Genomic DNA, 14,456 nt, shown 5'->3' with positions numbered 1-14,456 from the left:
TTCGCTAGTCTTGGCGCGCCGCAGCGGCCGCGCGCCAACCGATAAGAGACCAAAAGGCTCAGTAGATAAAGCCGATGATGTCGCGGACCTGCTTCATCGTCACTTCGGCGCGGGCTCTCGCACGGTTGCCGCCGTCGCGCAGGATGGCATCGATATGGCCGGGATCGGCCATCAGGCGGCGCATTTCGCCGGTGATCGGCGAGAGCACGTGCACGGCAAGATCGACCAGCGCCGGCTTGAAGACCGAGAACTGCTGGCCGCCGAATTCCGAAAGAATGTCCGCCTTCGACCGATCGGCAAGCGCTGCATAGATACCGACAAGATTGTCGGCTTCCGGCCGGCCGGCAAGGCCTGCGATCTCGCTCGGCAAGCCATCCGGATCAGTCTTGGCCTTGCGGATCTTCTTCGAGATATTTTCTTCGTCGTCGAGAAGATTGATGCGCGACAGGTCGGACGCGTCGGATTTCGACATCTTCTTGGTGCCGTCGCGCAGCGACATGACGCGCGGCGCCGGGCCATCGATCAGCGGCTCGACCATCGGAAAATAGGCATGTACCGGCTCGTCACCGACAGTGATGTCAATGCCGTAGCCTGAGCGGCGGATATGCTCCATGTAGTCCAGATTGAACTTCATGGCGATGTCGCGGGTCAGTTCCAGATGCTGCTTCTGGTCGTCGCCGACCGGCACGTGCGTCGCGCGGTAGACGAGAATGTCCGCCGCCATCAGGCTCGGATAGGCATAGAGGCCGAGGGAGGCCTGCTCGCGGTCCTTGCCGGCCTTGTCCTTGAACTGCGTCATGCGGTTCATCCAGCCGATGCGGGCGACGCAGTTGAAGATCCAGGCAAGCTCGGCATGCTGCGGCACGGCGGACTGGTTGAAGACGATATGCTTTTCCGGGTCGATGCCGGCGGCAAGGAAGGCGGCGGTGATCGAACGGATCTGGCCCGGCATGTCCTCATGCACGAGTTGGGCAGTCAGCGCATGCATGTCGACGACGCAGTAGATGCAGTCGTTGTTGGCCTGTAGGGCCACGAACTTGCGGATTGCGCCGAGATAGTTGCCGAGATGGAGATTGCCGGTCGGCTGGACGCCGGAGAATACGAGCGGCTTGAATTCGGTCATGTCGTCCTCAAAAGGCTTGTGGAGGGCCCGGGCGAGCGACGCTCGACCCTTGGTTTCGAGCGGCTTATGCACGGCGGGCAGCCGGGGATCAAGAGGATATCTGGCAGAGTCTCAGGAAGAATGCTGGATCAGATCCCAGGTGTTGCCATAGGGATCGGCAAAGACCGCCACCGTGCCATAGACCTCGCGGCGCGGCTCCTCCAGAAAGCGCACGCCCTTTTCCTTCATCGCGGCATGATCGCGAACGAAATCATCTGTCTTGAGGAAGAAGCCGACGCGGCCGCCGGTCTGGTTGCCGACTGCGGCACGCTGCGTTTCGTCGGCGGCCTGGGCCAGCAGCAGCGCGGCGCCCTCGCCGCCTTTCGGCTTGATGACGACCCAGCGTTTGCCCTCCGGCTGCGCCTCGTCCTGTAGGCAATCGAAACCGAGCGCATCGCAATAGAAGGCCTTGGCGCGATCGTAGTCGTCGACGACGAGGGTGACGAGAAAGAGGGATTGGGGCATGGGAAAGCTCCGCATCTGGCAAAATCGTCCCCTTGCCCTGCTTGCGGGAAGGGGTCGGGGTAAAGGAGTTTGATACTCCCCGTTCACGACCTCCGCGTCCGAAACGGCTCCGCCGGCTTGCGCTTCAAATTGCGGCGCACCATGCCTAAATCCACGCCGCCGATCAGGAAGGCGACAACGAAATACACCACCATCGCAATCAATATGAGCAAGCCCAGGACGCCGATCTTGGTAAGCAGCGTCGAGCTGGACCCCAGAAGCGGCTCCCAGCGATGAGACAAATATACGATGACGCCGCCCATGACGGCGGAGGAGACGAGCAGCATGACGGTGCGGCGCGCCAGCGACCATTCCCAGGCGAGATGTCCGCGGCGATAGAGCGTGACGAAGAGCTGTACAGCGTTCAGCCATCCGGCAACCGCCTCGGCGAGCGCAATGCCGCGTTCGGCCAGCACCGGGAAAAGCAGGATGGACAGCGCCGAATTGACGAAGACGGCGACCGCCGTGTAGCGCATCGGCGATTTCGTATCTTCGCGGGCATAAAAGCCGGGCTGCAGCGCCTTGATCAGCACGAAAGCCGGCAGGCCCAGGCCAAAGATGGCGAGAATGGAGCCGACCAGCGTCGTATTGTTCGGGTTAAAGGCACCGCGCTCGTAAAGCACGCGGATGATATCGTCGGAGAGAAGCCAGAGTGCGACAGCGGCCGGCAGGGTCAGGAACAGCACGAATTCGATCGAGCGGTTCTGGATATTGGCGGCTTCCTTAAGGTGGCCTGACTTCAGTGAACGGGCCAGTTCCGGCAGAAGCACGATTCCGACGGCAACGCCGACGACGCCGAGCGGCAGCTGGTAGATGCGGTCTGCATATTGCAGGGCGGCGATCGCGCCTTCCTTGCCCGAGGCGATCGCCTGCCCGATCACCAGGTTGATCTGGGTGACGCCGCCGGTGATGGCCGCCGGGATGGCAAGAAGCAGGAGCCGCTTGACATTGGGCGTGAAGCGCGGAAAGCGCAGGCCGATATTGATGCCGGCATGGCGCACGCCGATATAGACGACACCCAGCTGCAGCACGCCTGCCACCAGCACCGACCAGGACAGGTACCAGGCGGTAGCCAGCGGATCGGCGCCGAAATAGATCGAATAGAACAGCGCGCTGATCATCACCAGGTTTAGGAAGATTGGAGCCACGGCGGCGGCGAAGAAACGATGCAGCGAATTCAGCATGCCGCTCATCATCGCCGTCAGCGACATCGACATGAGATAGGGAAACATCACGGCGGCCAACCGGACCGTCAGGTCGAATTTCTCGGCATCGTCGGCGAAACCAGGCGCGATGACCCAACGCACCAGGAGCGGCATGGACAGTTCCATGACGATGGTGATCAGCAGCAGCACTGAAAACAGGACGCCGAAGACTTCCTCGGAAAAACGCTTGGCGCCCTCGATGCCGTTCGCCTCGATCTCCTTGGCGAAGAGCGGCACGAAGGCGGCGTTGAAGGCACCCTCGGCGAAAAGGCGACGAAACAGGTTCGGAAAGCGGAAGGCGGCGTAAAACACGTCAGCCATCGGCCCCGTGCCGAGAGCGGCGGCCATCAGCGTTTCGCGGGCGAAGCCGAAGATGCGGCTGCCAAGCGTCGCGCCGCCGACGGTGATGAATTTCTTGACGAGGCTCATGCGGCTGAACCGGCTTTCTTTTCAGGATCGAGCTTTTCAACAGCGGACGAACGCGTGGCAGCGGGCGCGATAATACCGGACGGCATGCGCTCGCGGACCTCGTCCTCTTCGCCAGCCATCACCGCCTTCAGACGCGCGGTGATGTTGGCTCGCTTGTTTTCGTTAGAGATTTTCTGTCCGACGAGGTCGGTCACGTAGAAGGTATCGATGACCTTTTCGCCGAAGGTGGTGATGCGCGCCGACTGGATGTCGAGCGACAGGTCTGAGAGAACCGCAGTGATTTCCGACAGGAGACCGGTGCGGTCGAGGCATTCCACTTCGATGACGGTGAACTTGTTCGACAGGCTGTTGGAGATCGTCACCGATGGCGGGATGACGAAAGCCTTGTTCTTTCGGCGGTTCTTGGTGCGGGTGGCGATGACTTCCGGCAGGCGCTTCCGGCCGGCGAGCACGTCCTCGATCATCTTGCCGATGGTACCGGCGCGCCGTAGCTCGTCCGCGTCGTCGGGGAATTCGCGGCTGACATGGATGGTGTCGAGCGCACGACCATCAGACGTCGTGAAAATCTGCGCATCGGCGATATTGGCGCCCGCGGCAGCGCAGGCGCCGGCGATCACCGTCAGAAGGCGCGGATGGTCCGGCGAGAGCACGGTGATTTCGGTGATGGCATGGAAACTGTCGGTGCGCACCATGGTCGCCAGGACCTGGCCGGATTTGTCGGTCTGGCGAATGAACTGCGTATGGCGGATCTGATCTTCCAGCGGCACGGAGAGAAGGTAGGGCTGGTAGTGCAGTTTGACGTAGGCCTTGCGGTCCTTCTGGCTCCAGTCCTCCAGCGCCTTTTCGAGCGCTTTGGCGGCGTCTTCCGCCCGCTCCTTGCGCGATACTTCTGAGAAACCGCCGGCGAGCAGCAGTTCGGTCTCGTAGTAGAGCGTACGCAGAAGCTGGCCCTTCCAGCCGTTCCATACGCCGGGACCAACGGCGCGGATGTCGCACACGGTCAAGATCAGCAGCATCTTCAGCCGGTCGAGCGACTGCACCCGGTCGGCAAAATCGATGATGGTCTTGCGGTCGGTCAGGTCGCGAGTCTGGGCGACCATCGACATGGTCAGGTGCTCGGCGATCAGCCAGACCACCAGCTCCGTCTGCTTCGGCGTCAGGCCGAAACGCGGGCAAAGCTTGCGCGCCACCTTGGCGCCGGCCTCGGAGTGGTCTTCCTCGCGACCCTTGGCGATGTCGTGCAGGAGAACGGCGACATAAAGCGCATCGCGGTCCTCGATGGTGCGTATCAGCTTGTTGGTCAGCGGGTGGATATCTTCCGCATTGCCCTTGTCGATCTCAGACAGCACCTCGACGGCGCGGATCAGATGCTCGTCCACCGTATAGTGGTGATACATGTTGAACTGCATCATCGAGACGATCTTGCCGAATTCCGGGATGAAGCGGCCGAGCACGCCGGCCTCGTTCATGCGGCGCAGAATCAGCGCCGGATCGCGCTTGGAGGTCAGGATCGCCAGGAACAGGCGATTGGCCTCTTCGTTTTCGCGCAGGTCGTTGTCGATCAGGCCCAGCGAACGCGTGACGCGCTTCAGCGCATCGGGATGAAACTCCAGTCCATGGATATCGGCAACGAAGAACAGCCGGATCAGGCTCACCGGATCGCGCTTGAAAACATCGGGATTGGCAAGCGCGATGCGGCCGCGATCCTCGACGAACTCGAGCGAACCGGGGATCTTGCGCGAGCGATGGGCAAAGCGGCTGATGACGCCGGTCAGGCCCGGCGTCGCCTTAGCCTGCTGCTCCTCCAGCGCTGCGCAGAGGATGCGAGTGAGATCGCCAACATCCTTGGCGACCAGGAAGTAGTGCTTCATGAAGCGTTCGACTGCGGAAAGACCGGGACGGGCATGATAGCCAAGCGCTTCGGCAATCTCGCGCTGGATGTCGAAGGAAAGCCGTTCCTCCGCCTTGCCGGTCAGGAAGTGCATATGGCAGCGCACGGCCCAGAGGAAATCCTCGGCCTTCTGGAAAAGGCGGTACTCCTGCTTCGAGAGCACGGCGAGCTTCACAAGATCGGCCGGATCGCGGACGTGATAGTAATATTTCGAAATCCAGAACAGCGTATGCAGGTCGCGGAGACCGCCCTTGCCTTCCTTGACGTTGGGCTCGACCAGATAGCGGGTATCACCGGCCTTGCGATGACGCTCGTCGCGCTCGGCAAGCTTGGCAGCAATGAATTCAGGCCCGGTGTTGGTGACGATTTCCTTATCGAAACGCGTTTCCAGTTCGCGCGCCAGGGGTTCGCTGCCGCAGATATAGCGCGTTTCGAGAATGGCGGTGCGCACCGTCATGTCGGATTTTGCCTGGCGCATGCATTCTTCGACGGTGCGGGTGGCGTGGCCGACCTTAAAGCCCATGTCCCACAGCATATAGAGAATGAACTCGACCGCCTTGTGCGTCTCGTCCTCGGGCTTCGGCTGGAAGAGGAAGAGAAGGTCTATGTCCGAGCCGGGCGCCAGCGTGTCGCGGCCATAGCCGCCGACAGCCGTGATCGCGAAGCTGCCTTTCTGCTTCGGATGGACGTGGCTGACCGTGAAGTCGTAGAGAACGGTGATGATCTGATCCTGCAGCCAGGAAATGCGGTGCGCGCAATTGAGCCCGCTGCCATCCTCCGAAAGCAGGAGGCGCACCTTTTCGCGGCCTTCCAGGCTGGCCTTTTTCAACAGGGCGAGAAGGGCGGCGCGCTCGTCCTTCTTGTCCTCATGGCGCTTGGCGAGGGTCTCGCATTCCGCCCTCAGCGCGGAGACGTCGAGAATGACGGGAAAATCGATGTCATGCATTACCATGCTCGGCCGACCGGGATCCTGTTCGTTGACCGCGGCCCATTGGCGGCGCGCCTGTCTTTTCGTCTGCATGCGCTATAGCCTCTTTGCCCGGCGATTGACACAGGCATTCTACGCCCGAATCCTCATATTCAGCCTAGACCAAATTTCCCGAATGAGCGGCTTCGGGAGTTCTATCGGGCCAAAGTTGACGAAGAGTGACGGCTGTCGATGCAGAAATCGGCAGTTTTAGGGCTGCGGCATCTCAAGCGATCGTCTGAGTTCGTTGATGCTATATAATATATTTCGCGATTGGGCGCCGATCTGCGTCAACATTTCCCGTTCGCACTCCCAATAGCCCGCCTTGGCGATCCTTGAGCTGATGTCGGAAATCCGGCTGCAGGACAGGGCTATGTTGAGAAGCCCCCGGTCGGATTCGCAGTCCGGCGCGTCGCCCTCGCCGCAGATCTTGCCGCGGGCGGCGATCGGAGAAAAACGCTCGGCCAGAATGCGGACCTCGGCGAGAAGATGTTCGATATGCATCGGGTTATCCTTTGAAATCGCCTCAGCCGGCCTTGTTCAGGGTCTTTTTCAGTTCGTAAAGCGCGTCGAGCGCGGCGCGCGGCGTCAGATCGTCAAGATCGAGCGCCTTCAGCGCTTCTTCTACCTTGGACGGTCCTCGCCGGCCAGCCACTTCCTCGCGGCGGACGGCGACCTGGAAGAGTGGCAGGTCGTCGATCAACTGGCTCGCAGGGTTCTTACGGTCGGCATCTTCCAGGCGCGTCAAAACGTCGCGGGCGCGCGCCACCACCGAAGCCGGCAGGCCGGCGAGCCGCGCCACTTGAATGCCATAGGAGCGATCGGCAGCGCCCGGCCCGACCTCGTGCAGGAAAATCACGTCGCCATCCCACTCCTTGACGCGCATCGTGGCATTCGACAATCGGCCGAGCTTTTCCGACAACACCGTCAGCTCGTGAAAATGGGTGGCGAAGAGACCGCGGCATCTGTTCGCTTCGTGCAGGTGCTCGACCGCCGCCCAGGCGATGGAGAGACCGTCGAACGTCGCGGTGCCGCGGCCGATTTCATCGAGGATGACGAGCGACCGGGCGGTCGCCTGGTTGAGGATCGCGGCCGTTTCGACCATCTCGACCATGAAGGTGGAGCGGCCACGCGCCAGATCGTCCGAAGCGCCGACGCGCGAGAACAGCCGGTCGACAATGCCGATATGGGCGGAGGCGGCAGGCACAAACGACCCCATCTGCGCAAGGACGGCAATCAGCGCGTTCTGGCGCAGGAAGGTCGATTTACCGCCCATGTTCGGGCCGGTCAGCAGCCAGATCGCGCCATCCTTGCCATCCGCCGTCGGCGACAGATCGCAATTATTGGCGACGAAGGGGCCACTCGCCTGGCGGCGCAATGCCTGTTCGACCACGGGATGGCGGCCGCCGCCGATCGCAAACATCCGGCTGTCGTCGACCAGCGGCCGGCAATAGCCCTGTTCCTCGGCAAGCAATGCCAGCCCGGTCGCGACATCGATTACCGATAGCGCGCGGGCACCGGCTTTGATCGCCTCCGCCTCGGCGACGACGGCTGCGACCATACGGTCGAAGGCCGCCAGCTCGATCGCAAGCGCCTTGTCGGCGGCATTGGCGATGCGGCTTTCGAGATCGGCAAGCTCGGTCGTAGTGAAGCGCATGGCGTTGGCCATGGTCTGGCGATGGATGAAGCGCGCCTTAGCTTCGCCGCTGTCGGTCATCGGCCCGGCATTGCCGGCCGTGACCTCGATGAAGTATCCGAGCACGTTGTTGTGCTTGATCTTCAGCGATTTGATGCCGGTTTCCTCGGCATATTGCAGTTGCAATCCGGCAATGACCCGGCGCGACTGGTCGCGCAGCGCCCGGACCTCATCCAGCTCGGCATTCGCCCCTTCCCGCAGGAACCCGCCGTCGCGTTTCAAGAGCGGCAATTCATCGGCGAGCATGCCGGCAAGTAGCACTTCGAGATCGGCGGGCAAGGCGCGGAGCCCGGCAAGTGCTGTTCCCAGCTCCTCGGGAAGCAACGCAGCCACTAGCAGATCGGCAACGCCGGCCGCCGCAGCGAGGCCCTGGCGGATCGCCCAGAGATCGCGCGGGCCGCCGCGGTCGAGCGCCAGGCGCGACAATGCGCGCGGCATGTCCGGCACGTGTTTCAGCGCTATCCTGAGATCGCTGCAGAGCGAAGGCTCTTCAGAAAGGAAGCCGATCGAATCCAGTCGTTCATTGATGCGCGCCGGATCGGTCAGCGGCGACATCAGCCGCTCGGCAAGTAGACGCGCACCGCCGCCAGTCACGGTCCGGTCGATCGCCCGCAAAAGCGAGCCGTTGCGGTCGCCGGAAAGCGTACGCACCAGTTCGAGATTGGCGCGGGTGGCGGGATCGATGAACAATGTCGACGCGCCGCTTTCGCGCTCCGGCAGCCCAAGTGGCGGCCGCTCGGAGATCTGCGTCTTCTCGACATAGGCAATGGCGGCAGCAGCGGCGGCAAGCTCGGCGCGGGTGAACGAACCGAAGCCATCGAGTGTCGAGACTTCGAAATACCGCGTGATACGCCCTTCGGCACTGGCACTGTCGAAGAGGACCGCCGGCTGCGGCACCGCCGTGCGGCCGAGCACGTCGAAGACCGGCTTCAGCTCGGGATCGTGGAATATCGTATCCGGCAGGATCAGCTCGCGCGGATCGATGCGCAGGATATCGGCGAGCAGCCGCGAGGCTTCGGTTTCCGCCAGACGGAAAACACCGGTGGAAATATCGATCCAGGCGAGCGCCAGTTGCGGCTCCGAGCCGCCGCGAATGCGGGCGAGCGCCATCAGATAGTTGGATTCCGAGGGCGACAGCAGCTTTTCTTCTGTGATGGTGCCTGGCGTCACAAGGCGAACGACATCGCGCCGGACAACCGACTTGCCGCCGCGCTTCTTCGCCTCCGCCGGGTCTTCCACCTGTTCGCAGACGGCGACGCGGAAACCCAGCGAAATCAGCTTCTGCAGATAGTCGTCGGCGGCATGCACCGGCACGCCGCACATCGGAATATCCTGACCCATATGCTGGCCGCGCTTGGTGAGCGTGATGCCGAGCGCGCGCGATGCATCGACAGCGTCTTCGAAAAACAGCTCGTAGAAATCGCCCATGCGATAGAACAGCAGCGAACCGGGATTGTTCGCCTTGATCTCGATATATTGCTCCATCATCGGCGTCGCCGAAGCGCGGCTTTCCTCCGAGGCAAGCTCGGCGGTCGAGAAAGCGTCGATGCTGGCAATTATTCGTTCGTTCACGGAGGTGCAGTTTTTCCCAAAAAATGAGGTGCCACCCTATCCGCGCGCCGCTATAGAAGACAACAGCTATCGGGCAAGAGGGACCGGTCGCCCACAGGAGGTTTGGAGGATACATGCCTGACACCAACAGCACGTCGCGTTCGGGAACGGGGATTACCGATCAGGAAGCGCTCGACTTCCACAAGCAGGGCCGCCCCGGCAAGCTCGAAATCAACCCGACCAAGCCTATGGCAACGCAGCGCGATCTTTCGCTCGCCTATTCGCCCGGCGTCGCCGTTCCGGTAAAGGCAATCGCCGCCGATCCCGGCACGGCTTACGACTACACGTCTCGCGGCAATATGGTGGCAGTCATCTCCAACGGCACGGCCATTCTCGGCCTCGGCAATCTCGGAGCGCTGGCCTCCAAGCCGGTGATGGAAGGCAAGTCCGTTCTCTTCAAACGCTTTGCCGATGTCGATTCGATCGATCTCGAAATCGACACCGAAAATGTCGACGAGTTCATCAACTGCGTCCGCTACCTCGGCCCCTCCTTCGGCGGCATCAACCTCGAGGATATCAAGGCGCCCGACTGTTTCATCATCGAGCAGCGCTTGCGCGAGCTGATGGACATTCCCGTCTTCCACGACGACCAGCACGGCACCGCCATCATCGCCGCCGCCGGCCTGATTAATGCGCTGGAATTGACCGGCCGCGACCTCAAGACCACCAAGCTCGTCTGCAACGGCGCCGGTGCGGCGGCGATCGCCTGCGTCGAGCTGATCAAGGCGATGGGCTTCAATCCGGACAACATCGTGCTCTGTGACACGAAGGGCGTGATCTACCAGGGCCGCAGCGAGGGCATGAACCAGTGGAAATCGGCACATGCGGTGAAAACCGACAGCCGCACGCTGGAAGATGCGATGAAGGGCGCCGATGTGGTTTTCGGCCTGTCGCAGAAGGGTGCCTTTTCCGCCGAGATGATCCGCTCCATGGCCGACAAGCCGATCATCTTCGCCATGGCCAATCCCGATCCGGAAATCACGCCGGAGGAAGTCGCCCGCATCCGCGACGACGCCATCATGGCGACCGGACGCTCCGACTATCCCAACCAGGTCAACAACGTTCTCGGCTTCCCCTATATCTTCCGCGGCGCGCTCGATGTGCGGGCTTCGACGATCAACGATGAAATGAAGATCGCCGCCGTCAGGGCGCTCGCCAGCCTGGCGCGCGAAGACGTGCCGGACGATGTCGTCGCCGCCTATCAGGGCGCGCGGCCGCGTTTCGGGGCGCAATACATCATCCCTGTGCCCTTCGATCCGCGCCTGATCTCGGCGATCCCGGTTGCCGTCGCGCAAGCCGCGATCGAAAGCGGCGTCGCCCGCCGCGCGATGCCGGACATGGCCGCTTATGCCCGCGAACTTTCGGCGCGGCGCGACCCGATCGCCTCGACGCTTGCACAGCTCTACGAGCGCGTACGCCGGCATCCAAAGCGGATCGTCTTCGCCGAAGCTGAGGAAGAGCAGGTCATGCGCGCCGCCTTGTCCTATGCCAACCAGGGGCTCGGCACCGCCATCCTGCTCGGCCGCGAGGACCTTCTCCACGCAACCGCCGACCGCGCCGGGATCGACCTCAACCGGCCAGGCCTGGAGATCGTCAACGCCCGCATTTCCAAGCGTGTTGAGGCCTATATCGACTATCTCTATGCCCGGCTGCAGCGCAAAGGCTACCTGCACCGCGATGTGACGCGCCTGATCCACAACGACCGTAACCATTTCGCCGCCTGCATGGTGGCGCTCGGCGATGCCGACGGCATGGTGACGGGGGTGACGCGCAATTATTCGACCGCGCTCGACGATGTGCGCCGCTGCATCGACGCCAAACCGGGGCACAGGGTCATCGGCGCATCGCTGGTGCTTGCCCGCGGCCGCACCGTCATCGTTGCCGACACCGCCGTGCATGATATGCCGACTGCGGAAGAACTGGCTGATATCGCCGAGGAAGCCGCCGGCTTCGCCCGGCGCATGGGTTATGAACCGCGTGTCGCCATGCTCGCCTACTCCACCTTCGGCCATCCCTCGGGCGAACGCTCCGAACGGGTGCGCGAGGCGGTGAACATTCTTGACAAGCGCTATGTCAATTTTGAATTCGACGGCGAAATGGCCGCCGATGTGGCGCTGAACCGCAAGATCATCGAGACCCAGTATCCTTTCTCGCGTCTCTCCGGTCCCGCCAACGTGCTTGTCATGCCCGCCTTCCACTCGGCCTCGATCTCGACGAAGATGCTGCAGGAACTCGGCGGTTCCACCGTCATCGGCCCGCTGCTCGTCGGCCTCGACAAGCCGGTGCAGATCACCTCGATGGGGGCAAAGGATTCCGACATCGTCAACATGGCGGCGATTGCCGCTTATGGGGCAGGATCGTAATCAACTACGCTGAATAGTGGAGCCGGCGGTCGGAGAAAGGCAATGGCCGCCGGGTCAATTCGGTGTAAAATAGGGAAATGAGTGAAGCCCAGTCCCTTTTCGAAGTGCTGCGCCATTCAGCGCGGCCAGATATTGTCGACGCTATTGAGCAGCTCGTCCGTGACGCGCCCGATCGCAAGCTCAACCGGGTGAACGCGCTTGCCTTCGCAGCCGAGCACGGCTTCGATGAAGAGCAGACCATCAACGCCTTCCTGCATGCGTCTCGCCTCGGCCTCTTCGAGATCTCCTGGAATGTTCTTTGCCCCGGCTGCGGCGGAGTGCTGGATGCCAATACCTCGCTGAAAACCGTTCAGAGCGACACCTATAGCTGCGCGCTTTGCGCTGCCGGCTATGAGCCGACCCTCGACGAGATGGTCGAAGTCACCTTCACCGTCAGCCCGCGCGTCCGCCACATCGAGGCTCACAATCCGCACGAATTGCCGCCCTTCGAATATTTTCGGCAGATTTATTGGGGTTCCGGCGTAGATCTTCCCGACAAGGGTTACGAAGCGAAGGTCGACCAATTCGTTCTGGAGGCGCTGGAACTGCCTGCCGGAGAAAAAGCCGTCGTGTCGCTTCAGTTGCCGGCGGAGTACGTCATCATCTTCGAGCCGGTTACGCATGCGGCTCAATTCGTCGATGTGAAAGGCGAACCATCGAAGGAGCGGCAGACCCTCACGCTCGTGTTCGATCGCATGCACCGGCACAGCGAACCCATTACCTTACGACCCGGCCCTCTGCGCATTTTGATGGAAAACCACACAGAGGTCCGCACGCTGCCATCAATCTGCGTGGCCAATGACGTGCTTCACGGCCTGCTGGGTCAGCGGCGTCCATTTCTGACCGCGAAGCGACTGCTCTCGAACCAAACCTTCCGCGACATCCACCGCACGGACACGATCGACGTGGACCAGCGGCTGAAGATCACCAGCCTCACTTTTCTGTTCACCGATTTGCGCGGCTCGACGGCCCTGTATGAGAGGGTCGGCGACCTTGCCGCTTTCGATCTGGTGAGGACCCATTTCAGCATTCTGCATGAGATCGTTGGTGCAGAGGCCGGTGCGGTGGTCAAAACCATCGGCGATGCCGTCATGGCGACGTTTCCAACTCCCGACCGGGCACTCGCGGCGGCAATGCGGATGCGCGAAGCAATGGTCAGCCTCAACAAGGAGCGCGGCAACGACGATCTTCTTTTAAAGATCGGCATCCACGAAGGGCCGTGCATCGCGGTCAGCTTGAACGAGCGTCAGGACTATTTCGGGCAGACGGTCAACATCGCTTCCCGCGTCCAGCATCTCGCCAATTCGCACGAAATATTCGCCACCGGCTCCGTACTCGACAACCCCCGCGCCAGCGAATTGCTGACGACCCATGGTTTGAAGCCGCAGACCCACCACGTCTCGCTCCGCGGCATTACGGATGAGATTGATATTTTTGCGATTCCCTGAGGATGGCCGTTGCCCGCCCAGCCCGGCTTGCGCCGATCAGCTCGCGAAGCGACCGGCGTCGGCGCCGTAATAGTTGACGTAGCGGTCCGAAATGCTGGCGATCGGCAAGACGATCAACACGTCCGTCGTGTTGAAGGCATGATCGACGACGGCGGTGGAACCGACCATGGCACCGAGACGCAAGTAACCCTTGATCAGCGGCGGCAGCGCCATCAGCGCCTTCTTGGAATTGACCGCTTCGACCGGCATCAGGTCCATGGTGCGGGCAAGCGACGGCAGCGCGCTGACGGCCCATTCATCCTTGGCAATGACATTGTGGTAGAGGAAAGAGAGAGCCAGCGCATGCTGCTCCGGACGGATGCCGGGGAAGGAGGCGCAGCCGAACATGGCGTTCATGCCGTGTTTCAGAGAATAGGCCCAATTGCCCTGCCACAGCAGTTCGACCGTGCGCTTGGTGCGATATTCCGGCAGTACACAGGAACGGCCGAGTTCCATGAAGCGCTTTTCTGGATGGCGAGCAAGCAGAGCGTCGATATCGAATTCCGAAGAGGAATAGAAACCGCCATTCGCCATCGCCACGTCCTGACGCAGCAGGCGATAGGTGCCGACGATCTGGTCTTCCGAATCACCTTCCAGCGAGCGGTCGAGAACCAGCAGATGGTCGCAGATCGAATCCCAGCTATCGATATCGCGCTGCCGACGCATGGCATCGGCCGGGAGTTGCGCATTCATCTCCTCAACGAAGACGCGATAGCGCACCGCTTGCGCGGCATCGATTTCCCGCGCCGTGCGAGCAAGGCGCGTTTCTAGATTTCCGATGCGTCCGAGCACATCGCTGGCAACCGGCGCAACCGTTGCCTTTGAAGACTGAACCATTTCGCCCTGAGCTTCGCGATTCAAAATTTCGATGGACATGGCGACTCCCCCTCTACGGGTTAATATAGGCGCCATAAAGCAAATTCGTGCGACAGGAAAGTGACATGGTGCGTTGCGAAAAGCAAGAACCGTGCCTGTTTCCACCATCGAATTTGGACAAAGCCCTTGTATCCCAGGGGATGCTCTTAAAAGATGCGAAGCGGCTTTTGGCTCAGTTCGTCATCGCGTGGGCGGATAAGGCCGAATCGCGATTCGGGGACATGTT

9 protein-coding genes are annotated in these 14,456 nt (G+C 61.7%); 2 read left to right on the top strand and 7 right to left on the bottom strand.

All coding sequences use genetic code 11. The features are described 5' to 3' along the window. Positions 1-58: 58 nt before the first annotated feature. The 6 genes from trpS to mutS all read right to left on the bottom strand — a co-directional run bounded on the left by trpS (position 59) and on the right by mutS (position 9,342). Positions 59-1,123, bottom strand: coding sequence for a tryptophan--tRNA ligase (trpS, locus tag N2601_RS00175; RefSeq protein ID WP_104821829.1), 1,065 nt, complete (start codon positions 1,121-1,123; stop codon positions 59-61). A 111-nt stretch (positions 1,124-1,234) separates the two neighbouring features. After that, positions 1,235-1,627, bottom strand: coding sequence for a VOC family protein (locus N2601_RS00170; protein WP_104821828.1), 393 nt, complete (start codon positions 1,625-1,627; stop codon positions 1,235-1,237). A gap of 83 nt (positions 1,628-1,710) precedes the next feature. Next, positions 1,711-3,300, bottom strand: a complete 1,590-nt coding sequence (gene murJ, locus N2601_RS00165; RefSeq protein ID WP_104821827.1) for a murein biosynthesis integral membrane protein MurJ — start codon at positions 3,298-3,300, stop codon at positions 1,711-1,713. Next, the gene (locus N2601_RS00160; protein ID WP_104821826.1) at positions 3,297-6,212 is read right to left on the bottom strand and encodes a [protein-PII] uridylyltransferase; all 2,916 of its coding nucleotides are present in this window, start codon (positions 6,210-6,212) and stop codon (positions 3,297-3,299) included. The genes murJ and N2601_RS00160 overlap by 4 nt, the downstream gene beginning before the upstream one ends. A 156-nt stretch (positions 6,213-6,368) precedes the next feature. Further along, positions 6,369-6,662 carry a hypothetical protein gene (locus tag N2601_RS00155; RefSeq protein WP_104821825.1) on the bottom strand — a complete coding sequence of 98 codons (294 nt, stop codon included), beginning with the start codon at positions 6,660-6,662 and terminating at the stop codon, positions 6,369-6,371. Positions 6,663-6,684: 22 nt separating this feature from the next. After that, entirely contained in the window at positions 6,685-9,342 is a 2,658-nt protein-coding gene (gene mutS / locus N2601_RS00150) for a DNA mismatch repair protein MutS (RefSeq protein WP_245463963.1), read from the bottom strand. 197 nt (positions 9,343-9,539) lie between these two features. Between mutS and N2601_RS00145 the strand changes: the two genes are divergently transcribed. Together N2601_RS00145 and N2601_RS00140 are read left to right on the top strand one after the other, a co-directional pair. Then, positions 9,540-11,828 carry an NADP-dependent malic enzyme gene (locus tag N2601_RS00145; RefSeq protein WP_104821823.1) on the top strand — a complete coding sequence of 763 codons (2,289 nt, stop codon included), beginning with the start codon at positions 9,540-9,542 and terminating at the stop codon, positions 11,826-11,828. A gap of 77 nt (positions 11,829-11,905) precedes the next feature. Beyond that, positions 11,906-13,315: an adenylate/guanylate cyclase domain-containing protein gene (locus N2601_RS00140; RefSeq protein WP_104821822.1), complete on the top strand. Its 1,410-nt coding sequence runs from the start codon at positions 11,906-11,908 to the stop codon at positions 13,313-13,315. Positions 13,316-13,351: 36 nt separating this feature from the next. Here the strand turns inward: N2601_RS00140 and N2601_RS00135 are convergent, their stop codons facing one another. Further along, on the bottom strand, positions 13,352-14,230 hold the full coding sequence (locus N2601_RS00135) for a GNAT family N-acetyltransferase (RefSeq protein WP_104821821.1): 879 nt from the start codon (positions 14,228-14,230) through the stop codon (positions 13,352-13,354). Between the last annotated feature and the right edge of the window lie 226 nt (positions 14,231-14,456).

The sequence above is a fragment of the Rhizobium sp. CB3060 genome (assembly GCF_025200735.1).
Taxonomy (GTDB): domain Bacteria; phylum Pseudomonadota; class Alphaproteobacteria; order Rhizobiales; family Rhizobiaceae; genus Rhizobium.
The sequence above is the reverse complement of the archived record's forward strand: the minus strand, read 5'-3'. Positions and strand labels throughout refer to the sequence as shown.